We start from the raw sequence: 21,485 nt of genomic DNA, 5'->3' as shown, positions 1-21,485 counted from the left end.
CAGCTCTATCTTTTCCAAAAACTTAATTTTTACAGTTTCACAACATTAGCTGCTTGTGGCCTGCGTGCTCCATCAACAATATCAAACTCCACTTGTTGACCTTCTTCTAACGACTTATACCCATCTTGTTGAATAGCAGAAAAATGAACAAATACATCGTCACCATCTTCACGCTCAATAAACCCAAATCCCTTTTCTGCATTGAACCATTTTACTCGTCCTTGCATGTTCATTCCATTCCCTTCACTCTTAAAATCAGGGCATTCGCCCCATATTCTGACTATAGCGAATGACAAGACTGTAAGTCAAAGAAGACCTGTCGTCTTTTTATTACCCCTTTCGACATTCACATATTAACCTCTGCAAAGCGTCAAACAAGAAACCTCTCTCGCTCCTCGATCATACAAAAGGCTTCCAATTTGCCTAACAGTAATTCCTGTCGTATACACATCATCCACGATTAAAACATGTTGCTCATGAAACATCTCTTCTCCCTGAAAATAAAAAGGATTAACTCCCGATATCCTTTCTTTACGCTTCTTCTTACTTTGTTTTTCTGTTTCTATTCTTCTTAATGATGTACAAAACATTTTGATAGGCAAACAAGAAGCTAGTAACTCCGCTTGATTAAAACCACGCTCGTATTCTCGCTCTTCACTAAGAGGAACAGGAATGGCAACTGAAACATTCGCAAAATATTTTTGAAAAAGACTTCGAAAAGGCTGATGAAAAATATGCACTAATTCAGCATCTCCTCGAAATTTAAACTGTGCTAATATTTCTTTCATCCCTTCATCATACACATGCAACGAACGATTTATGAGAGACGGAAACCCCTGCTCGTTCGTCCACCTTATGCAGTCCATACAAATATCCCCGTTTTTATATTCAGCTGGTACAAGTTCTAAAGGCCGACCACACTCCTTGCAAATATCTCCTATAATATAGGAAAGTTTTTGTTCACATCTATCACATATATACTTTTTATGAAGCTTAACAAAAAAAGTGTACCAACTAATCGCATATGAAATATACTCATCACAAAGTAGACAATGCATCAATCTATCAATCCTTGTTCTTTAGCATTCTTATTCATACTTTGAATATGTTTTTTCGCACGCACCATCGCCTCTGTCTTTCCATAATGAAAATAGATAACATCTCCATGCGGTTCATCAGAGCTTCTGCCAGCACGCCCTGCAATTTGAACGAGAGCACTTTCTGAAAATATTTCTTCCTCAGCTCCTAAAACTGCAACTTGTAAATTTTTCACAGTTATTCCTCGTTCCAAAATCGTCGTTGTAACTAATAAAGGGATTTCTCCTTTTCTGAAAGCTGCTACCTTCTCTTTTCTCGCCGGATCTTCTGCATGCACACCGTCAATTTGATTGTTTAATGATTTTAATAACTGGCTAATTTCTTCTACATATCGCACATGAGGAACAAATAGAAAAATGGGGTATCGTTTCGATAAGTACAGATTTAACCATTGTAATAAAGCACGAGGAATTTTTTTACGTATAAGACCCTTTTTCCAATTTCCGCACCACCGAAATATCGGAACTGGCAATGGATGACGATGGTATCGCCCTGAAATAATAACCCCTTTTTGCTTACCACTTCGCAACTTACGCTTCCACTTTTCATCTGGAGTTGCAGTTAAATAAATACGTGCTGCCTTCTCTTTCATCGCTTCGTTTACTGCATACTGCAACATCTTATCTGCATGATACGGAAAAGCATCTATCTCATCTACAATCATGACATGGAACGCCCTATAATAACGTAACAATTGATGTGTAGTTGCAACGATTAACGCCGCATCTTTTTCTCGGTCTAAACTCCCTCCATATAAAGCAGCTACATTTATATTTGGAAACACTTCTTGTAATCTTGGTGCTAATTCAAGTACAACGTCCGTTCTCGGCGTTGCAATACAAACCCTTTCTCCCTTTTGTAGTGCCTCTGCAATTCCGCGAAACAACATTTCTGTTTTTCCAGCCCCGCACACCGCCCAAATAAAAAATGATTCTTTCTGCTTAACAGCGTCAACGACACTTTGCGCAGCTAACTCCTGACCGTCAGACAAAATGCCTTCCCACTGTAACGGATTCAAATAACTTTCTCCGCTTATTTCAGCAATCCCGCGAACAAGTACAGTACATTCACTTACCCTGCCCATCGTTATACATTTCCGGCAATACGTACATACTTTATTGCACCTTTTACATAGCAATGATACAAATAGTCGCTGCTCTATATTTCCGCAGCGCTGACACATATATTTTGAAGACTTCTTAATTACCCCTTGTACACAAACGACGTCTCGATTCCTTTTCAGATGATCCAATTTATCCTGCAAATCTGAAGAGAGTTCTTCTAACAGTAACTGTCTACCAGCTAGCATCATCAATAGCCACCTCCAGCACTACTATAAATCCTTCTCTTTATCTCGTAAAAACTCAAAAAAGCCGATAACCTACTTATAAAATAGTAAGCTATCGACTTTATACACGTTTTTTATTCAGTTATAAATCCTAGAATCTACCGTATCCTAAGAAATGTTTTTGGTTGTAGCTACTGCTTAAGCTAGCGTAATCAATACCTTTATCACCAGCATGAATCATTTGGTCGTTACCAACGTAAATACCGATGTGAGATGGACCGTCTTTATAAGTATTTTGGAAGAATACTAAATCTCCCGGCTGCGGGCTACTTACTTTAGAAACTGAATTCCAATATCCATTAACATCTTGACGTCCTACACCATAAATGTAAGAAATGAATCCACTACAGTCAAAACCGCCGTTTGATGGAGATGCACTTCCCCAAACATATGGCATTTTTAGGTATTGTTGTGCTTTACCAATTACGCCAGTATCCGGAGTTGGCCCTGGTGCTGGTGCTGGCTCTGTTTTTTTGTTTTCTTGTTTAGGTGTCTCTTTTTTAGGCTCTTCTTTTTTAGGTTCTTCTTTTTTAGGTTCTTCTTTTTTAGCTTGTCCAGCATTGTTTACTGGTGCAGCTTGTTGAGCTTGTGCTTCTTTAGCAGCTTGTTCTGCTTGTTTTTGAGCAGCAACTTCTTGCGCTGCTTTTGCTTGCGCTTCTTCTTCCGCAATACGTTGTAATTGCAGTGCTTGTTTCTCAAGATCTTTCAATTGACCTTCCGTACTTGTCATTGTAGTTACAACTGTATCCATTTTACCGCTTAAATCGTTTACTGCTGTTGCTTTTTTCTCTTTTTCAACGTCAAGTTCTTTCTTAGCAGTTTCAATTTGAGCTTGTGCTTCTTTTAATTCTTTTTGTTTTTCTTTTACTGTCTCAACATCTTTTTTCACGCTCGTTTGATCTTCTTGTTGTGTTTTCATGATATCTTCGTCAGATTCCATAATTTTAGACACAGAAGCTAAACGATCAACTAAATCTGCAACGTTTTTAGAGTTTACAAGAACTTCTGTTACAATGTTCGTATTTGGCTGTTCTTGTAGTGCAACTAAACGTTTTCTTAATAACTCTTCACGTTTTGCAATCTTTGTTTGTAGTTCTGCAATATCTTTATTTTTATTTTCGATTAATTGCTCAGTATCAGAAACTTTTTTTGTTGTTTCATCAAGTTTTGAAGCGTTCTCTTGAACAGACTTATCCAAACCTTGGATTGTTTTGTTTAAGTCATTCATTTGTTTTTGTAATTCATCACGTTCTTGTTGTTGTTTATGTAAAGTATCATTTTGTGTGTTAATTTGTGATTTCACGTCAGAAATTTTATCTTCTGCAAATACATTTGGTGTTAGCCCTGAAAACATTAACCCTGCAACTAATGCGCAAGATGCCATTTTTAGCTTTTTCATTTTATTTTTTACACCGCTTTCTTTTTTTCATTTTCCGTATATAACCTATTAAAATTTATACCATAATTCGGGAGTTTTTTTGCTAATGTTACGGTTTTGTAAAATAAATGTAATATTACATTTATCTCTATAGCAAAGTATATCTAAATTTGTATATATATGTAGAATTTCAAGAGCCTTACACCGTTTTTTATAGGATTGAAAAAAAAACGTAAGGGAACCCCTTACGTTTTGAAAATACTCCAATATGAATGAAATAGAAACGTTACTTCATCCATTTTTCAGCCCAATTTTGGACCTCATCCATAACACTTTCCAACGCTTTCCCTTTATCAGTTACACCGTACTCGATTCTAACTGGTACTTCTGGATAAACATTACGAACTACAATACCTTCGCCTTCTAATTCCTTTAAACGTTCTGACAACATACGATCGCTCATATTCGGTATAATATCTGCGATTTCTCTGAAACGTTTCGGCTCTTCGAGCAAAGATTTAATAATTAAGCCAGTCCATTTCTTACTAAGCATTGTAAAAGCTGACTCAAACTTTGGACATAAACAAGAATTATGCTCCATATGTTTCACCTCTCTTCTATTATAATATAGTTTCTTGTAAAAAGTAAGTAATAAAACTTTCCTCATTATTTAATTTTACATACATTTTACCATTTCCAAATATTAACTTGTCAAATACCCGTAAAATACCCGTAAAAAAACCCTCTTCAAGTAAGAGAGCTTTTATATCTTTATCACTTCGTATACCAACCTAAACCAAGCGCACCTTCACCTAAATGCGTCCCAATTACAGCTCCGAAATAACTCGTACGAATTGTAACATGAGGGTATATCTCTTCTAATTCTTGTTTCCATTCATTAGCTTCCTCTTCACGATTCGCATGAATAATGACAGCTTCCATAGGCACACCTTTATTTGCCTGCTCATCAAAGATTTCAACGATACGCTTTAACGCTTTTTTACGCGTACGAATTTTTTCGAATGGAATAATTACTTTATCTCTAAAGTATAATACTGGTTTTACTTGTAACAAACTACCAATAAAAGCTTGTGCACTATTTAATCTTCCACCACGTTGTAAATGATGTAAATCATCCACTACAAAATAAGCATCCATCGTTTGCTTCATTTCATCAAAGCGAGCGATAATCTCTTCTGGGGCTTTCCCTTCACTTACTAATTTTGCCCCTTCACGCACGTAAAACCCTTGTACTTCACAACTAATTTCAGAGTCGTACGTATATACATCAATACCATCTACCATCTGTCCAGCTGCCGTTGCTGTTTGATATGTACCACTAATTCCACTGGAAAGGTGAATGCTAATAACTGCATCATATTCTTTAGATAACTCTTCATATAACTCTAAAAACTTTCCAATTGCTGGTTGCGAAGTTTTCGGAAGTTCCTCTTGTTCACGTACTTTTATATAAAAATCATTTGCTGAAACTTCAGCCTCTTCTTGATAAGACTCCGTTCCAAACACAACGTTTAATGGAATCATATATATATTGAGTTCGTCACGAATATGCTTCGGTATATATGCTGTACTATCGGTAACAATAGCTGTTTTCATTTTCGTACCTGCCTTATAAAAAATTTTTATCCCCTAATTTTACACGAAAACTAGAAAAGGTGCATCCATACATAAAAATGCCGGCTAGAAACTACAATCACTCGCTCGACAAATTACAACAAAAAGATAAAATACTCACCAAAAATTTCAACATATTTGTAAAAAATGTTTGAATATAAAAACGCTCGCTTTTAAAATGTAAAGTACTAGTTATTTTGAAAGATAGGGGCGTATACCATTGTTATTACAATATTTAACAATAAAAGGCTATGGAGAGCACGAAATTGTGATTCAAAAATCAAGATTCATTTGCTATGTGAATCGCGCCACAACGGAAGAGGAAGCTCAAACATTTATACAAAAAATAAAAAAACAGCATTGGAATGCAACACATAATTGTTCCGCATATTTAATCGGCGAACAAGATCAAATTCAAAAAGCGAACGATGACGGTGAACCGAGCGGCACAGCTGGTGTGCCTATGTTAGAAGTATTAAAAAAACGAGGTCTAAAAGATACTGTCGTCGTCGTTACGCGCTATTTTGGCGGCATTAAACTTGGTGCTGGCGGATTAATTCGCGCATATGGAAAATGTACAAGTGAAGGTCTTAACCATGTAGGCGTTGTTGAACGAAAACTAATGCGCGTTATGCAAACAGAAATTGATTACACTTTACTTGGCAAAGTTGAAAATGAATTACGCAATTCAGAATATGCCATTAAAGATATACATTATCTAGAAAATGTCACATTTGATGCGTATGTAGAAGAGGACAAAAGACAACCATTCACAGATTGGATGATTGAATTAACAAACGGGAAGTGTACAATTAAAGAAGGAGATATGTTGTACTTAGAACAAGGTGTTATCTAAGAATAGCTAACGTCTCGCCTTTAAAGATTAATGTAGTGAATTAATTCCCTACAAATGAACTAAGGAGATTATATATGGAAGAACGTTATAATCATCTCCAAAATAGCAGAATAAAAAAGAAACGTAGAAGAAAGTTTTTCTTCTTTCTTATTTTCGCATTTTTATTTGGTAGCGTAGGACTTTATGTGTTAAATTCCTACACTTCTCTCATGGGGATGTACAGTGGATTTAGCCGTGAAAAATCTAAATTACGAGCAGCAGATGTGGAGATCACAAAAAAACCTTTCACTATACTCATTATGGGTATTGAAGATTATGCAACTGATGGCCAAAATGGGCGAACGGATTCACTTATGTTGGCGACAGTTAATCCAAACTCAAAAAAGGTTTCACTTATGAGTATCCCGCGCGATTCTCGTGTTAAGATTGTTGGCAAAAATAAAGAGGACAAAATTAACGCCGCTCATGCTTACGGTGGAGTACAAATGACAATTGACACCGTCGAAGAATTTTTAAAAGTTCCTGTTGATCATTATATTAAAATTGATTTCCAAGGATTTAAAGGTATCGTTGATGCTGTTGACGGTATTACCGTTGATGTCCCCTTCGATTTCTGGGAACGCTCTGACGTGGATTACTATAAAAAAATCCAATTTAAACAAGGTCAGCAGAACTTAAATGGTGAAGAAGCACTCGCATACGTCCGTATGCGAAAGCAAGATCCTAACGGTGATTATGGTAGAGCTGCTAGACAAAGACAAGTACTGGCTGCTGTTGCCCAAAAGCTAAACTCTGCTTCTACCGTATTTAAAATTAAAGATTTAACAAAAGTAGTTGGAAAATATATAAAAACCGATATTCCTATTTCAGACGGGCTTGCTCTTTACAATAAAATCTCTGGATTCGACCCTTCTACAATACAAACGTTAAAAATTGAAGGAGAAGACAGAAAAATTGGCGGTATTTATTACTTCCTTCCAGATCCAAACAGTGTAGAGTCTGTACGTAACGAAATTGAAAAGGAAATAGGAGAAAAAGCAAAAGTCCCAACAGAGACTACGAAAAATGAGAATACAAATTCCGATTCAAATTCTAAATCCAGCGCAAAAGCAAAGAAGGAGCCGAGTGAGAACAAAACACCACCACCTCCTCCCCCTTCTACAAATGCTCATGCAGAGTGGATTATGAGAAATCAGCAATAATAAAAAAGAGCCAAATCAAATACGATTTGGCTCTTTTTTCATTTCCCACGATTGGTGCGAGCTAATAATCAGTGGGATAAACACCCCATTGATTAAAGTTTCACTTTACTTCTTAAAATGTTGTAAAATCGCTTCTACAATACGCTCAGACGCACGGCCATCACCGTAAGGGTTAGATGCTTTCGTCATCTTATCATGAGCTTCTTTATCAGATAACAACTCATCAGCAAGACCAAAGATTGTCTCTTCATCTGTTCCTGCTAATTTCAACGTACCTGCTTCGATACCTTCTGGGCGTTCCGTCGTATCACGAAGGACAAGGACTGGCACACCTAGTGATGGTGCTTCCTCTTGTACACCACCAGAATCAGTTAACATTAAGTATGAACGAGCTGCAACGTTATGGAAATCAATTACATCTAACGGCTCAATTAAATGAATACGGCTATGCTCGCCTAAAATATCATTCGCTATTTCGCGAACAACAGGATTCATATGAACAGGGTATACAACTTGTACATCTTCGTGCTTATCAACAAGACGCTTAATTGCACGGAACATATTGCGCATTGGTTCTCCTAAATTTTCACGACGGTGTGCTGTCATAAGTACAAGACGATCATTTCCAAGTTTCTCTAACACCGAATGGCTATAAGTTTCTTTTACAGTTGTCTTCAGTGCATCGATCGCTGTATTTCCTGTTACGAAAATGCGTGACTCATCTTTATTTTCTTTTTGTAAGTTCGTTGCTGATTTTGTTGTAGGTGAGAAATGAAGATCCGCCATTACACCTGTTAGTTGGCGATTCATCTCTTCTGGATATGGAGAATACTTATCCCATGTACGAAGTCCTGCTTCAACATGTCCTACTGGAATTTGATTATAGAAAGCAGCTAAGCTTGCAATAAATGTCGTCGTTGTATCACCATGCACAAGTACGATATCAGGCTTCGCTTCTTTCATTACTTTATCTAAACCTTCTAAACCACGTGTTGTAATATCGATTAACGTTTGACGATCTTTCATGATATTCAAATCGAAATCTGGCGTAATTCCAAAGATATTTAATACTTGATCTAACATTTGACGGTGTTGTGCTGTTACAGTCACAATTGATTCAATCTTTTCTGGATGCTTTTGCAACTCTAATACAAGAGGTGCCATTTTAATTGCTTCTGGTCGTGTCCCGAAAATTGTCATTACTTTTAAACGTTCAGTCATTTCATTGCCTCTTTTCTTTCACTAGTTAAAACTTCTATTATCGCATATAAAAATATGCATGTGAAAATACAGTTTTTAACGCGCCTGAGAAACATTACTATTACAGACGTCTTTTCGCCCAACTGAGTAATAATCTAATCCATGCTTCTCGGCATCCTCATTAGTATAACAATTTCTCCCATCAAATAGAATAGGTTCCCTCATAAGCTGTGCATACTTTTCTAGCGGATAATTTCGAATTGATCCCCATTCTGTTACGATAAAAACTGCATGCGCCTCTCTAATCGATTCATCTATACACTCAGCGTATCGTATCGTATTTCCAAATAAACTTCTTACATTTTGAATAGCTTGCGGGTCATATAAAACCACATCCGCACCTATATTAATTAATTCCTCTATTATAATGAGAGATGGCGCTTCCCTAATATCGTCAGTATTCGGTTTGAATGCTGCACCAAGAACCGCAATTCGCTTCTTCTTCATATCTATAATTTTCTTCGCTTTTTCAACTAACAACAACTGTTGTTTATTATTCACTTCAATGACTGCTTTCAACAAGCGAAAATCATGAGAAACATTCCCTGCAATTTGCACAAGTGCTTTCGTATCTTTTGGAAAACAAGATCCTCCATATCCGATGCCTGCATTTAAAAAAGATGCACCAATTCTCTTATCCATCCCCATTCCTGTAGCTACATCTACTATATCTGCACCCACTTGCTCACATATATTAGAAATTTCATTAATAAAACTAATCTTCGTAGCTAAAAAAGCATTAGATGCATATTTAATCATCTCAGCACTTCGAATATCTGTAATATACGTTTGTAAGCTTAATTTGCTGTACAAATTCTCTACTTTCCTTGCAGCTTCTTCACTACATGCTCCAATTACGATACGATCACCCTGAAAAAAATCATAAATACCAGAACCTTCTCTTAAAAACTCTGGATTCGATACAATATATAATTCATGTCTACCTTGTAGTTTATCCTCAATCCATTCTCTCATTACATCATTTGTCCCTACAGGAACCGTACTTTTCGTAACAACAATAATATCGTTATTCACATATGTTCCAATATCATCACAAGCGCTACGAATATACGTTAAATCTGCTGTTCCATCTAATAAAGATGGCGTTCCAACTGCAATAAATATAAACTCTACATCATTAAATGCCGCTGATTTACTTGCTGTAAAAGTTAAATGATTATTCTCGTATGCTTCATTTATTAATTCATTTAATCCACATTCATAAATAGGTAACTCGCCTTGTTTAATCCGTTCAATTTTCCCACTATTTATATCGAAACATGTGACTGAATGTCCCAATCTCGCCAATCCTACTCCTGTAATCAATCCAACATATCCGGTACCTATTATCGTAATTTTCATTTTCTTTTCGCACAGGAATATACATAAGAAAATATACGAATACATAGAATTCCCCTGTGCTTCCCCCTCTCACACTAAGAATGAGAAAACTCTTTCACTTCTTTATTATATGAATCGTTTTTTTATTATTTTTTAAGATTTTGTAAAGTTAAATGATGCAATATATACAAAATGTAAATTCCCACAATTTAACACGGAACTTACTCATTTTACGTGCAACACTTATAATACTGAAACAAAAGTCATCGCTATATGAGAGGAGAGTACAATGTCATATTACAAGCCACAATATGAAATCAACCTTCTCAAAGGACACAACATTCCATATCCAATTGTCATATATTCTATTCACTCCCCTTTACAGTCAAAAGAAAAAAAGATTGAATTCTAATCTTTTTGTGATACCATATGTTATGAGCCTGTAAACAAACATCATAATTTTCAGATAAATACGATTGAAAAAATTACGTTAAACTATAAAGGGTGGGGTATTAATGGACTCACAAGTGATTTATGCCATTTTGGCATCTTTCATCACTGTACTCGTCGTTACTCCTTTAGTTATTAAATTAGCTTTCAAAATAGGAGCAACAGACAAGCCAAATGCGCGTAAAGTACACCAAAAAATTATGCCTCGTCTTGGCGGGTTAGCAATTTTCATCGGTGTAGCCGTAGGATTTGTTGTCGGTGGATTGTACGAACAAAGAATGTTATCGATAACTTTAGGTGCTATCATCATTGTTATCATCGGGATTTTAGATGATATGTACGAACTATCTGCGAGGGTAAAATTCGGTGGACAACTATTAGTTGCCATCATGATTGTAAAAAGCGGATTATTAGTGCAAGTATTATATATTCCAATTCTTGGAGATACTGAACTCGGATGGCTTGCTTATCCAATTACTGTATTTTGGATTGTAGGTATTACAAATGCCATCAATTTAATTGATGGATTAGATGGATTATCCGCAGGGATTTCATCTATCGTACTTGCAACGCTAGCATATATGGCCTTCACTAGCCCATGGGGTACTGGAGCAGCTATTATATTACCTCTAGCACTGATTACATTAGCAAGTACAATTGGATTTTTATTCTACAACTTCCATCCAGCAAAAATTTTCATGGGAGATACAGGAGCACTATTTTTAGGATACTGTATTTCTGTTATATCGTTACTTGGATTATACAAAAGCGTAACGTTATTCAGTTTTATCGTTCCAATCATTATTTTAGGTGTACCTATATTTGATACGACGTTTGCAATTATTCGCCGTATCGTAAATAAAAAACCTATTTCAGCACCTGATAAATCGCATTTACATCACCGTTTGCTTGCAATGGGATTCTCTCATCGTAAAACGGTACTAATTATTTACGCATTGGGTATTTTCTTTAGTGTAAATGCAATCATTTTCAGTAGTGCAACATTATGGTTATCCATTATTCTTCTTTTCATTTTAATCTTCTTTACAGAAATCATTGCTGAAGTAATCGGTCTTGTACACGAACGTTACAAACCAATTATTTCCTTCTATAAAAAAGTAAAAAAACGCGAAGACTAATTGTAGTATAGCCTTTACTATTATGAAATATTCAAATAGCATCCTCTTTTCATAAGAGGATGCTATTTTTTATTTTTTAATCCTTATTCCCCATTTCCAAAATATAGATTGTTTGAGAGTGCCTCTATTGGAGAAAGATATACGTATAACGAAAAAAGTATCAAATTTTCATTTTTACATCTTGATTGTCAAACTGAGGGTGAATGTTATGATCAAGCGATTACTTCAATGTATAATTTTATTTTTAACTATTACTATGTACGCATCATCGAATACAAAAGCTACTACAGACATTCAAGTAAAAGATTACCAAAGTACTCAAACTACCTCTCCTACAACAAAAATTGCGTACTTAACATTTGATGACGGACCAAATAAATACACACCACAAATTTTAAATATTTTAAAAGAGAAGAACGGAAAAGCAACTTTCTTCGTTATTGGCGGAAAGGTGCCACATTATAAAAAAACGATGGAGCGATTGATTAAAGATGGACATTATATCGGTCTCCATAGTATGTCGCATGATGTAAAACGTCTTTATACTGGCGATCCATCTGTTTTAATTGCAGAAATGGAGCAAACCCAAAGCATTGTCCAGCAAGTTACACATTTAAATACACATCTCGTTCGGGTCCCATACGGTAGCATGCCTTACTTAAAAAAGAATTACCGTGATGCACTCGTATCTGCCCAGTATAAAATGTGGGATTGGACAATTGATACATATGACTGGAAAAGCTATGATAATCCTTCCGCAATACTAGAAAGAGTACGAAATCAAAGCGATGAACAAGTAGAGGTTATTTTAATGCATGATTCTAGTGTGACAGTGCAAATACTCCCAAAAGTAATTGATTATTTACACTCACAAGGATATAAACTACTTCCCTACAATCCATCTTCCCATCTCGAAGTGAATTTTTGGAAAGACACAAGATTGTAACAGCTTCAGTGCCTATGTACTAAAGCTGTTTTACCCCGCGTTAACGGGCAATTGGTGAAAGCTAATAATCAGTGGGAATGAACAAAAACCCCACTGATTAAAGTTTCACTTTATTTTTCTCTTCCCACACTTCTCATTTTTGTGTAAAATTTTAAATAGTGATGAAGTTTCGAGGTGAATAGAAATGAAACGAATAGATCTCATTTTTAACGCAATACAAAAAGGGAATTATACAGAAGGTATAACAGCATCAGAAATCGCTACACTTCTACAGTTAGACCGTGCAAATGTTAGTAGCGATTTAAACAAGCTTGTGAAAGATAATCGTTTATTAAAAACGAGTACACGCCCTGTCCGTTTTTATATAGAAACGAACTCTTCATTGGAAACGCATTCAACAAAGGGCACTTCATTAGATACATTTGCTATTGAAAATACAAGCCTAAAAATTGCAATTGAAAAAGCAAAAGCTTCTATTCTCTATCCTCCAAACGGTATGCATACTTTATTACTTGGAGAAACAGGTGTCGGAAAATCGATGTTCGCTTCTTTAATGCACGAATACGCAATTGAAGTGGAACAACTTCCAAAAGATGCACCTTTTATCGTCTTTAACTGTGCTGATTATGCAAACAATCCACAACTACTACTTGGACAGTTATTTGGGATAAAAAAAGGAGCTTACACAGGTGCCAGTGATCAAAAAGGGTTAATTGAAAAAGCACATGAAGGAATCCTCTTCTTAGATGAAGTACATCGCCTTCCTCCAGAAGGACAAGAGATGCTCTTCACATTTATTGATCGCGGAGTATACCGCCGCCTTGGAGAAACGGAAAATGAACGTAAGGCACGAGTGTTGATTATTACTGCAACAACCGAAGAACCAAATTCATTTTTATTAAAAACATTTACAAGACGTATTCCCATGACCGTTACGCTTCGACCACTTCGTGAGCGAACACATAAAGAACGGTTTGCTTTACTACAGCTATTTTTCACAAATGAAGCAATTCGTCTAAGGAAAGAGATTCATGTTAGTCCAAATACAATGCGTGCTTTCGTCTTTTACAATTGTCCAAATAACATCGGCCAATTGAAAACGGACGTACAAATTGCCTGTGCAAAAGCTTATTCTGATTTCGTAACAAAAAAACGTGATTCTGTCTGTGTTTCAAGTACAGATTTACCTTGGTATATGAAAGAAGGATTATTTATTGAAAGAAAGAGCCGTCATCTATATCAAATACCAAATGAAACATTTGTATTTACAGGTGATGAAGGTTGGAGTAAACATACAATAAAACCCGAAGGAAGTCGCTCTTCTATTTACGATTATATTGATTATAAATATGAAGAACTTCAAGCACGCGGCATTGAAGAGGAAGAATTAGAATTACTAATAGAAAATGATATTCAAAGCTTTTTCGTCCAATACTTTAACCAAATATCTAAAAAAACAAGTCATGAAAATGTTTTTAAAATTGTGGATCGTAATATCGTTTCCGTATGTGAAAAAATTGCGGAACTAGCTGAAAAATATTTATCTAAAACTTTCGATGAAAAAGTATTTCTCGCTTTAAGTTTACATGTACAGACAACTCTACAACGTTTACAGGGCGGGAAACAAATTCACCACCCACAATTAAATCAAATTCGTACGAAATATAAAGAAGCTTTTTCCGTAGCTATGCAATGTATTCAGCTATTAGAAGAAGAATTACAAATAACAATACCTATTGATGAAGCTGGCTTTTTAACAATGTTCTTCGTTGTTGATCCAATTCCTGCCTCACAAACAGAAGTAAAAGTATTAATATTAGCACACGGTAATGGCATCGCAACAGAAATGGCAAACGTTGCAAACGAACTTCTCGGTATTGATGAAGTAACTGGTATCGATATGCCCTTGCATGAATCACCAAAAGATTTCTTAGAGCGTGTTAAAGTGTATATGAAAACACTTCAAAATGTAAACGGGCTTCTCTTACTTGTTGATATGGGGTCTCTCGCTTATATTGGTGATATATTAGAAACTGAATTCAAAATCCCTGTACGTGTTCTTTCCATGACGAGTACACCACACGCACTAGAAGCAGCTCGAAAAGCTCAGCTTGGCTATTCATTAGATGCACTATACGAAACAGTGAAGAACTTAACGCCGTTCTATTTAAACGTACAGGAAGAAAGGAAAAAGCCACTATCGCCAATGAAATCCGTAATTTTAACAGCTTGTTTAACCGGCGAAGGAAGTGCTTTAGCAATTCAAAAAATGTTAGAGAACTATTTACGCTTTGATAAAGACTTAATTGAAATTATTCCGATTAGCATCGTTCATGAAAAAGATTTAACGAAAATGATCGAGAACATAAAAAAAGAGCGTAATATCATTTGTATCGTCACGAATTTCGATATGCAAATACCTTGCTTAACATATCATTTCCAAGATATTGTGAACTACACAGCTATTCAACCAATTCAAGAATTGATTACGTATGAAGAAACATATGCAAAAATGGCTGATATTCTTGAACAACAAATGCAGCGTAACGATGGAGCATTACTTATTAAAACAATTCGTTATGCGTTAAATACAATTCAAGAATTGATTTCTTTACAGCTAACTCCCGACAGTTTAATGGGTGTGATTTTGCATATGAGCTGCATGGTTGACCGTCTTCAAAAAGGCGAAAGTCTCCTCCCTCATCCTGATAAAGAGAAACGAAGACAAGATGAGTACTGGATGTATATGAAAGTGAAAAAAGCATTGCAACCTATTGAAAATACATTTGAAATACAAATCCCAGATGACGAAGTATTTTATATAATGGACTTCTTCATTAAAAATCAGCCTGTAAAAAATTAAACTAGGCAGTTTTTTAAATATATCGACCGTAACGCGAATTATATCAGCGATTTTTTAAATATATCGACCGTAACGCGAATTATATCAGCGATTTTTTAAATATATCGGCGTAACCCGGATTATATCAGCGATTTTCAAAATATATCGATTTACTGACAATAATCGCTAAAATTTGCACCTTATAGCAGAAAAGGCTGTTCCAAAATGTTTTTTGGACAGCCTTTTCGCTTACTTCTTTACTTCCCTTATTCTCCCCCTTATTTCTCCCTTTTTATTAGATTTCGTATTAACATTTACATATACATTTGCTTGCATTATCTCTTGAAACAAGCTGTCAAATGCTCTCCCCTGTAAAGGCCCTTCAAAATCCTCTACTCTAGCTACACCAGTAACGACTCCTTCATTCACACTAATTCCTTGCTCTAACGGACCAAACAAACTTAAAATAACTGGACCAATTTGATTCGCTTTTCCTAAATGAATTTGGCATGACGTGATTTTTTTTATATTTTTTAATATGACCCGATATTGCAACTTCTTTAAATCTTCACTAAAAATGAGCTCTGTTACACCGTAAGCTTCTGTATTTACAGGAGGTACTTCCCTCTTCCCTGTTAACCTAGCAAAGAAATGTGTTGTCATACGGGCATTCTCCTCATATAAATTTCCCAGCACTACTTCTACTACTTTATGGTTTAGACATAATCATTTATGACTTTTTCAAATTTAAATTACGAAGAAAAGATTCACACAATCTTTACATTAAAATCGTTTCTTTTGCTTTACTCCCTCTTGTATAATGCACTTAGAAAAACAGTCTAGGAGGAAATTTTGAAAAATAATAACTACTCTTTCCAATCATTAATAGAGATTTTTCTCGTATCATTTAAATTAGGACTTACTTCATTTGGTGGTCCCGTCGCCCATCTTGGTTATTTTCATCATGAATACGTGCAAAAAAGAAAATGGATGGATGGATGAACGAAGTTACGGAGACTTAGTAGCACTATGTCAATTCCTTCCTGGCCCTGCTAGCAGCCAAGTCGGTATGGGAGTTGGCTTATTGCGCGGCGGATTATTAGGAGCCATTATTTCATGGATCGGATTCACTCTCCCATCTGTGCTCGTTTTAGTTTTCTTCGCTTCATTTCTTAACCAATTCGAGCTTGGAAGTACTGGCTGGATTCACGGACTGAAACTTGTAGCGGTCGCAATTGTCGCTCATGCAATATGGGGAATGGCTCAAAAGTTAACACCAGACCGAAACCGTGCAACAATCGCAATTGCAACTGCCGCAATCGCCCTATTATGGCCAAGTAGCTGGACACAAGTAATTCTCATTATAGTAGCTGGTTTCATCGGTTGGTTTTTATATCGTGACCGGCCAGTTAGCCAAGCTCATAAAATAAACGTACCTATTTCAAAAATGGTAGCCATATCTTGTCTCGTCTTATTCTTCGGACTATTAATACTGTTACCGATGTTACGACCATACTCTTATTTCATCTCTTTATTTGACAGCTTCTATCGCTCTGGTGCACTTGTATTTGGCGGAGGGCACGTCGTACTTCCTCTCCTTGAAAGTGAGTTTGTACAAAACGGGATGATGACAAAAGAACAATTTCTTGCTGGATACGGATTAACACAAGCAGTGCCAGGGCCACTATTTACATTCGCTTCTTATATAGGAGCAGTGCTAAATGGAACCGCTGGAGCAGTTGTTGCAACGATCGCTATCTTTCTCCCTGCCTTCCTGCTCGTTGTTGGCGTTTTACCATTTTGGGACAGTGTAAGGAGAGTATCTTACATACAAGGTGCACTACTTGGAGTAAACGCAGCCGTTGTCGGCATTTTACTTGCAGCTTTTTATGATCCAATTTGGACGAGTACAATTATGAATTCTGTAGATTTCGTTTTTGCTTCTCTCCTATTTTGCTTACTCGCTTTTTGGAAAACACCACCTTGGGTTATCGTTATAATCGGGGTCTTCGGTGGATATGTTCTATCCATTTTGTAAGCACAAAAAACGACGGCCCCATTTAGCCGTCGTTTTTTCTATTAAAACTTCACAAGCTCCATTCCCTCAGGCAACTCGCTCTCCGTTAAAATACGCAACTCTTTCACGCGATCCATTACGTAAGAAGAACGCTTCACAAGCTCTGGGTCAATATAAGCTGGATGCACCATAATTTCTACCGTTTGCTCATCCTGTACTCTTTCTTTTAACTGCACAAAGTAATCTTCCGCCACACCGTCAGCGTAAAAGTCACTGTAAAACACATCTGAAAATGGGTGCACCGCTCGCTCTTCTTCACAACGACGAATTGGAACATTATATTTACTTGCTAATCTCTCAAGAACGTCGTGTAAAAGCGGTAATCCATGTACGTGATGATGACTATCTAAATGAGTTGGTGTTAAACCGTAAGACAAAAACTTCTCAATTTGAGCAGTCCATTCTTTTTCTACCTCTTCTGGATTTATATTTCCTTCCCATACAACACTTTGTTTATGAAACAATCCATCGCTACTTACAAGTGATGGAACGTCTTTAAGAAGCGGTTCTCCTGCCGTTAATACGAGATGAACTCCTATCCCTAACGTTTTATACTCTTTCGCTAAGCGTACGGCATGCTCTGTCCCTGGCATATTCATCATCATCGTCGTTGAATTTACAATCCCGTTTTTATGTCCATCAATAATTCCGTAATTTGTACCTTCCGTAAGACCGAAATCATCTGCATTTACAATTAGTTTAATCATCGCAATACCTCCTACTAGAATTAAAAAAAGCGGGCTAAACAGCGCCGCTTTTTATTTCTCTATCTTCTTAAAGAATTGTGGAAGATGTTCTTTATGTGCTTCCAACATTTCATCTAAAATTTGTTTTGCAACTTTATCTGATGGTACAAGTGGGTTAATTGTCATAGCAAGCAGCGCTTTATGATAATCCCCTGTAACAGCAGCTTCAATTGTTGTGCGCTCAAATGATTTAATTTGCTGTACTAAACCGCGAACTGGTACCGGAAGATCTCCAACCGCAATTGGTTTTGGACCTTCTTTCGTAATAATACAGTTCACTTCAACAGCCGAATCATGTGGCAAGCTTGCAATTGTTCCGTTGTTTCGTGTATTAACAGGCTGGATATCACCTTTATTATTGTAAATAGACGTAATTAAGCTACATGCGGCGTCACTATAATAAGCTCCGCCGCGCTTTTCTAATTGTGGTGGCTTAATATCTAAATTCGGGTCTTTATATAGCTCGAATAAATCATCTTCTAATTGTTTTACTACTTCTGCACGTGTACCTTTTTCAATCGAAGCTGCTTTCTCTTCTTCCAACATTTCACGTGTTTTATAGTAGTAACGATGATATGGACACGGAATTGCACGAAGACCGCGAATAAAGTCTGGCTCCCAGTTAAGCGCAGCAATGTTTTCCATCGTAATTTGCTTTTCTGGATCTGTTACAAGTTCTAATACACGATCCATTACGCTTACGCCATCCAAGTATACATCTAATCCGTATACCATGTGATTTAAACCTGCGAAATCAACGTGTACCCGGCTTGCATCTACTTCAAGTAATCTCGCAAGACCCATACGAATTCCAATTGGAACGTTACACAGACCAACTACTCTTTGAATGTTTGTATAACGAAGGACAGCTTCTGTTACCATACCAGCCGGATTCGCAAAGTTAATTAACCATGCATTCGGACAAAGTTCCTCCATGTCCTTACAAATATCTAAAATAACAGGAATCGTTCTCAGCGCTTTGAACAAACCACCAGGACCATTCGTTTCCTGACCAATTACATCATATTTTAATGGAATTGCTTCATCTTTTGCACGTGCTTCTAACAAACCAACGCGAAGCTGCGTTGTTACGAAGTCAGCATCTTTTAATGCCTCACGGCGATCAAGTGTTAAATGAATATCAATTGGTAAACCTGATTTTTTCACCATACGTTTCGCTAAGTCACCAACGATTTCTAACTTCTCTTTTCCTGCCTCAATATCTACTAACCAAATTTCACGAACAGGAAGCTCGTCATAACGTTTAATAAATCCTTCAATTAACTCTGGTGTATAACTAGATCCACCGCCGATTGTAGCAATTTTAATTCCAGTCATGCTTTATTCCCCTTTCGCTTCTAGCTTTTTATAAAGGTCAATAAATTCTGCCGCTAATTCTTTTACCGTAATAGAATTCATTAAATGATCTTGCGCATGAATTAAAAGAACACTAATCTCTGTTTTTTCCCCTCTTGCTTCTGATTGTATGAGCTCTGTTTGGAAATGATGCGCTTCATTAATCGCTTCTTTCGCCTTTACCATCGCTTCATCAGCTTCTGCCATTTTCCCCTGTTTGGCAAATTGCAGTGCCTCCATTGCAAAGCTTCGTGCATTACCACTATTTAAAATCAATTGGAATGGAATTTGTTCTGCTGTAGTCATCATAATTACCGCCCTCTCTATTATGGTTCAACCGATTTAAATACCCCTTCAGTTTGAACATTGCTATTAAATTATTATTTTATGAATGATAGTTTGGTGTTCTTGTAGATGGGTCTCATCTTTTTGAACATGATATAAAGGTGATTGTTCTCACAGATAATGTTACCTGTGAGAACAATTACTATGTTACATAGGTACAGAGTTGTTATTTCCTTGTGCTGCTGCTTTTTCAGTACGAACAACAGAACGGTCAGATAATACAACGAATGGATAGTAGATTACCATCGCAATTACAAAGTTGAATAACTGTAGAATTGCACCTGAAAGATGTCCACCTGTTACAAGATAACCACTAATAATTGGTGGTGTTGCCCATGGAATCATCACAACTGTTTTTGGTACCCAACCAATAGATAGAGCTGTATAAGAAGTAATTACTAATACAATTGGTGTTAGGATAAACGGTAAGAATAAAATTGGATTTAAAATAATTGGTGTACCAAAGATTACTGGTTCGTTAATATTGAATGCACCTGGTCCAATTGATAAGCGAGATACACCGCGTAATTGTGCACTTTTTGCTACAAGTAATACGACCACTAAGAACGCTAATGTTGCACCAGAACCACCAAGATATACAAAAGTATCAAAGAATGGTTTTGTAATAATGTTTGGAACATCAAATGCAGATGTACCACCTTGGAATAACTTCATATTTTTCTCTAATGCCGGTAAGTATAATGGCTCAATAATACCACCAACGATATTTGGCCCATGTAAACCGAAGAACCAAAGAAGATGAACAAGGAGTACAATGACAATTGCACTTGGTAATGTCCCTGCTAAACTTTGCAGTGGTGATTGAATCGTATTAAAGATAAATTCATGAACACTTGTACCAGCTAATTTCACTGCTAATTGAATACCTGCAACTGCTGTTAAGATAACAAATGCTGGAACTATAGCTGCGAAAGATCTTAAAACTGCTGGTGGTACTCCATCAGGCATTTTAAAAGTAATGTTTCTTTGTACAAAGAAACGGAATACCTCAGTAACAAGGAGTGCCACGATAATTGCTACAAATAGCCCTTGTGCCCCTGTCCAAGCTAAGTTCAATCCGCCTTCTTTCGGTGTTGTTGGCGTAAGAATAATTAACGCACCAAATGAAATAATACCTGCTGACAAACCATCAACGCCGTAAGATTTTGCTAAGTTATAACTTGTTGTAAATGCTATGATTAGTGCTAGAATTGCGAAAGAACCAGTCCACATTCCACCGCCAACTTGTTTCCACGTTTCACCAAACAAACCTTTCATGAACTCTTGGAAAGCTTCAGACGGAAAACCATTAATTAGTGATGCCAATGCACCAACTAAAATAAGTGGCATAACTGCAATAAATCCATCACGGATCGCAGCTAAGTGACGTTGCGATCCGATTTTACCAGCGACAGGAACAATATACTTCTCCATAAATGCAATAAATTTTTGCATTTCGCTTCCCC

18 protein-coding genes and 1 pseudogene are annotated in these 21,485 nt (G+C 36.5%); 6 read left to right on the top strand and 13 right to left on the bottom strand.

The features are described 5' to 3' along the window. Positions 1-29: 29 nt before the first annotated feature. The 6 genes from cspC to I6L50_RS06580 all read right to left on the bottom strand — a co-directional run bounded on the left by cspC (position 30) and on the right by I6L50_RS06580 (position 5,441). Positions 30-227: a cold shock protein CspC gene (cspC, locus tag I6L50_RS06605; RefSeq protein WP_219301291.1), complete on the bottom strand. Its 198-nt coding sequence runs from the start codon at positions 225-227 to the stop codon at positions 30-32. Positions 228-353: 126 nt separating this feature from the next. Continuing rightward, positions 354-1,058: a ComFC family protein gene (locus I6L50_RS06600; RefSeq protein ID WP_002129929.1), complete on the bottom strand. Its 705-nt coding sequence runs from the start codon at positions 1,056-1,058 to the stop codon at positions 354-356. Continuing rightward, positions 1,058-2,407, bottom strand: coding sequence for an ATP-dependent helicase ComFA (comFA, locus tag I6L50_RS06595; protein ID WP_219300920.1), 1,350 nt, complete (start codon positions 2,405-2,407; stop codon positions 1,058-1,060). The genes I6L50_RS06600 and comFA overlap by 1 nt, the downstream gene beginning before the upstream one ends. A gap of 130 nt (positions 2,408-2,537) precedes the next feature. Continuing rightward, entirely contained in the window at positions 2,538-3,845 is a 1,308-nt protein-coding gene (locus tag I6L50_RS06590) for a C40 family peptidase (RefSeq protein ID WP_219300919.1), read from the bottom strand. 265 nt (positions 3,846-4,110) lie between these two features. Beyond that, the gene (locus I6L50_RS06585; protein WP_002089608.1) at positions 4,111-4,425 is read right to left on the bottom strand and encodes a winged helix-turn-helix transcriptional regulator; all 315 of its coding nucleotides are present in this window, start codon (positions 4,423-4,425) and stop codon (positions 4,111-4,113) included. Positions 4,426-4,598: 173 nt separating this feature from the next. Further along, a complete protein-coding gene (locus I6L50_RS06580) occupies positions 4,599-5,441 on the bottom strand; it encodes a DegV family protein (RefSeq protein ID WP_002016143.1) in 843 nt (280 codons plus the stop codon). 238 nt (positions 5,442-5,679) lie between these two features. Between I6L50_RS06580 and I6L50_RS06575 the strand changes: the two genes are divergently transcribed. Together I6L50_RS06575 and I6L50_RS06570 are read left to right on the top strand one after the other, a co-directional pair. Then, on the top strand, positions 5,680-6,315 hold the full coding sequence (locus I6L50_RS06575; RefSeq protein WP_088033387.1) for a YigZ family protein: 636 nt from the start codon (positions 5,680-5,682) through the stop codon (positions 6,313-6,315). 74 nt (positions 6,316-6,389) lie between these two features. Next, on the top strand, positions 6,390-7,517 hold the full coding sequence (locus I6L50_RS06570) for an LCP family protein (protein ID WP_219300918.1): 1,128 nt from the start codon (positions 6,390-6,392) through the stop codon (positions 7,515-7,517). Between the two features lie 105 nt (positions 7,518-7,622). On the opposite strand, the gene wecB is transcribed toward I6L50_RS06570, so the two are convergent. Then, the gene (gene wecB / locus I6L50_RS06565; protein ID WP_002034751.1) at positions 7,623-8,738 is read right to left on the bottom strand and encodes a non-hydrolyzing UDP-N-acetylglucosamine 2-epimerase; all 1,116 of its coding nucleotides are present in this window, start codon (positions 8,736-8,738) and stop codon (positions 7,623-7,625) included. Between the two features lie 75 nt (positions 8,739-8,813). Beyond that, positions 8,814-10,184 carry a UDP-glucose dehydrogenase family protein gene (locus I6L50_RS06560; protein WP_219300917.1) on the bottom strand — a complete coding sequence of 457 codons (1,371 nt, stop codon included), beginning with the start codon at positions 10,182-10,184 and terminating at the stop codon, positions 8,814-8,816. 449 nt (positions 10,185-10,633) lie between these two features. On the opposite strand from I6L50_RS06560, the gene I6L50_RS06555 reads away from it, so the two are divergent. The 3 genes from I6L50_RS06555 to I6L50_RS06545 all read left to right on the top strand — a co-directional run bounded on the left by I6L50_RS06555 (position 10,634) and on the right by I6L50_RS06545 (position 15,516). Beyond that, a complete protein-coding gene (locus I6L50_RS06555) occupies positions 10,634-11,707 on the top strand; it encodes a glycosyltransferase family 4 protein (RefSeq protein WP_002068377.1) in 1,074 nt (357 codons plus the stop codon). Positions 11,708-11,915: 208 nt separating this feature from the next. Next, positions 11,916-12,653 (top strand): polysaccharide deacetylase family protein, encoded by a 738-nt coding sequence (locus I6L50_RS06550; RefSeq protein ID WP_107887206.1) that lies wholly within the window; start codon positions 11,916-11,918, stop codon positions 12,651-12,653. A gap of 184 nt (positions 12,654-12,837) precedes the next feature. Further along, entirely contained in the window at positions 12,838-15,516 is a 2,679-nt protein-coding gene (locus I6L50_RS06545) for a sigma-54-dependent transcriptional regulator (RefSeq protein WP_219300916.1), read from the top strand. A gap of 228 nt (positions 15,517-15,744) precedes the next feature. On the opposite strand, the gene exsM is transcribed toward I6L50_RS06545, so the two are convergent. After that, on the bottom strand, positions 15,745-16,158 hold the full coding sequence (gene exsM / locus I6L50_RS06540) for an exosporium regulatory protein ExsM (RefSeq protein ID WP_002166452.1): 414 nt from the start codon (positions 16,156-16,158) through the stop codon (positions 15,745-15,747). A gap of 189 nt (positions 16,159-16,347) precedes the next feature. On the opposite strand from exsM, the pseudogene I6L50_RS06535 reads away from it, so the two are divergent. Next, positions 16,348-17,533: pseudogene (locus I6L50_RS06535) on the top strand (chromate transporter). 41 nt (positions 17,534-17,574) lie between these two features. Here the strand turns inward: I6L50_RS06535 and chbG are convergent. The 4 genes from chbG to celB all read right to left on the bottom strand — a co-directional run bounded on the left by chbG (position 17,575) and on the right by celB (position 21,474). Further along, positions 17,575-18,279 carry a chitin disaccharide deacetylase gene (gene chbG / locus I6L50_RS06530; RefSeq protein WP_219300915.1) on the bottom strand — a complete coding sequence of 235 codons (705 nt, stop codon included), beginning with the start codon at positions 18,277-18,279 and terminating at the stop codon, positions 17,575-17,577. 51 nt (positions 18,280-18,330) lie between these two features. Continuing rightward, positions 18,331-19,656, bottom strand: a complete 1,326-nt coding sequence (gene celF / locus I6L50_RS06525; protein WP_002034744.1) for a 6-phospho-beta-glucosidase — start codon at positions 19,654-19,656, stop codon at positions 18,331-18,333. A 3-nt stretch (positions 19,657-19,659) separates the two neighbouring features. Further along, entirely contained in the window at positions 19,660-19,983 is a 324-nt protein-coding gene (locus I6L50_RS06520) for a PTS lactose/cellobiose transporter subunit IIA (RefSeq protein ID WP_000989054.1), read from the bottom strand. A gap of 183 nt (positions 19,984-20,166) precedes the next feature. Continuing rightward, on the bottom strand, positions 20,167-21,474 hold the full coding sequence (gene celB / locus I6L50_RS06515; protein WP_012261997.1) for a PTS cellobiose transporter subunit IIC: 1,308 nt from the start codon (positions 21,472-21,474) through the stop codon (positions 20,167-20,169). Positions 21,475-21,485 lie beyond the last annotated feature (11 nt).

It is taken from the genome of Bacillus sp. FDAARGOS_1420 (assembly GCF_019344915.1).
In the GTDB taxonomy this organism is placed as follows: Bacteria; Bacillota; Bacilli; order Bacillales; family Bacillaceae_G; genus Bacillus_A; species Bacillus_A mycoides.
This window is presented reverse-complemented; position numbering and strand designations above follow the sequence as displayed.

What these genes read in the sequence shown, in the direction of transcription:
- celB (WP_012261997.1), bottom strand. Translation starts at nt 21,474, where the DNA reads ATGCAAAAATTTATTGCATTTATGGAGAAGTATATTGTTCCTGTCGCT.
- I6L50_RS06555 (WP_002068377.1), top strand. Translation starts at nt 10,634, where the DNA reads ATGGACTCACAAGTGATTTATGCCATTTTGGCATCTTTCATCACTGTA.
- exsM (WP_002166452.1), bottom strand. Translation starts at nt 16,158, where the DNA reads ATGACAACACATTTCTTTGCTAGGTTAACAGGGAAGAGGGAAGTACCT.
- I6L50_RS06600 (WP_002129929.1), bottom strand. Translation starts at nt 1,058, where the DNA reads ATGCATTGTCTACTTTGTGATGAGTATATTTCATATGCGATTAGTTGG.
- wecB (WP_002034751.1), bottom strand. Translation starts at nt 8,738, where the DNA reads ATGACTGAACGTTTAAAAGTAATGACAATTTTCGGGACACGACCAGAA.
- I6L50_RS06550 (WP_107887206.1), top strand. Translation starts at nt 11,916, where the DNA reads ATGATCAAGCGATTACTTCAATGTATAATTTTATTTTTAACTATTACT.
- I6L50_RS06520 (WP_000989054.1), bottom strand. Translation starts at nt 19,983, where the DNA reads ATGATGACTACAGCAGAACAAATTCCATTCCAATTGATTTTAAATAGT.
- celF (WP_002034744.1), bottom strand. Translation starts at nt 19,656, where the DNA reads ATGACTGGAATTAAAATTGCTACAATCGGCGGTGGATCTAGTTATACA.
- chbG (WP_219300915.1), bottom strand. Translation starts at nt 18,279, where the DNA reads ATGATTAAACTAATTGTAAATGCAGATGATTTCGGTCTTACGGAAGGT.
- I6L50_RS06560 (WP_219300917.1), bottom strand. Translation starts at nt 10,184, where the DNA reads ATGTATTCGTATATTTTCTTATGTATATTCCTGTGCGAAAAGAAAATG.
- I6L50_RS06580 (WP_002016143.1), bottom strand. Translation starts at nt 5,441, where the DNA reads ATGAAAACAGCTATTGTTACCGATAGTACAGCATATATACCGAAGCAT.
- I6L50_RS06590 (WP_219300919.1), bottom strand. Translation starts at nt 3,845, where the DNA reads ATGAAAAAGCTAAAAATGGCATCTTGCGCATTAGTTGCAGGGTTAATG.
- cspC (WP_219301291.1), bottom strand. Translation starts at nt 227, where the DNA reads ATGCAAGGACGAGTAAAATGGTTCAATGCAGAAAAGGGATTTGGGTTT.
- I6L50_RS06545 (WP_219300916.1), top strand. Translation starts at nt 12,838, where the DNA reads ATGAAACGAATAGATCTCATTTTTAACGCAATACAAAAAGGGAATTAT.
- comFA (WP_219300920.1), bottom strand. Translation starts at nt 2,407, where the DNA reads ATGCTAGCTGGTAGACAGTTACTGTTAGAAGAACTCTCTTCAGATTTG.
- I6L50_RS06570 (WP_219300918.1), top strand. Translation starts at nt 6,390, where the DNA reads ATGGAAGAACGTTATAATCATCTCCAAAATAGCAGAATAAAAAAGAAA.
- I6L50_RS06585 (WP_002089608.1), bottom strand. Translation starts at nt 4,425, where the DNA reads ATGGAGCATAATTCTTGTTTATGTCCAAAGTTTGAGTCAGCTTTTACA.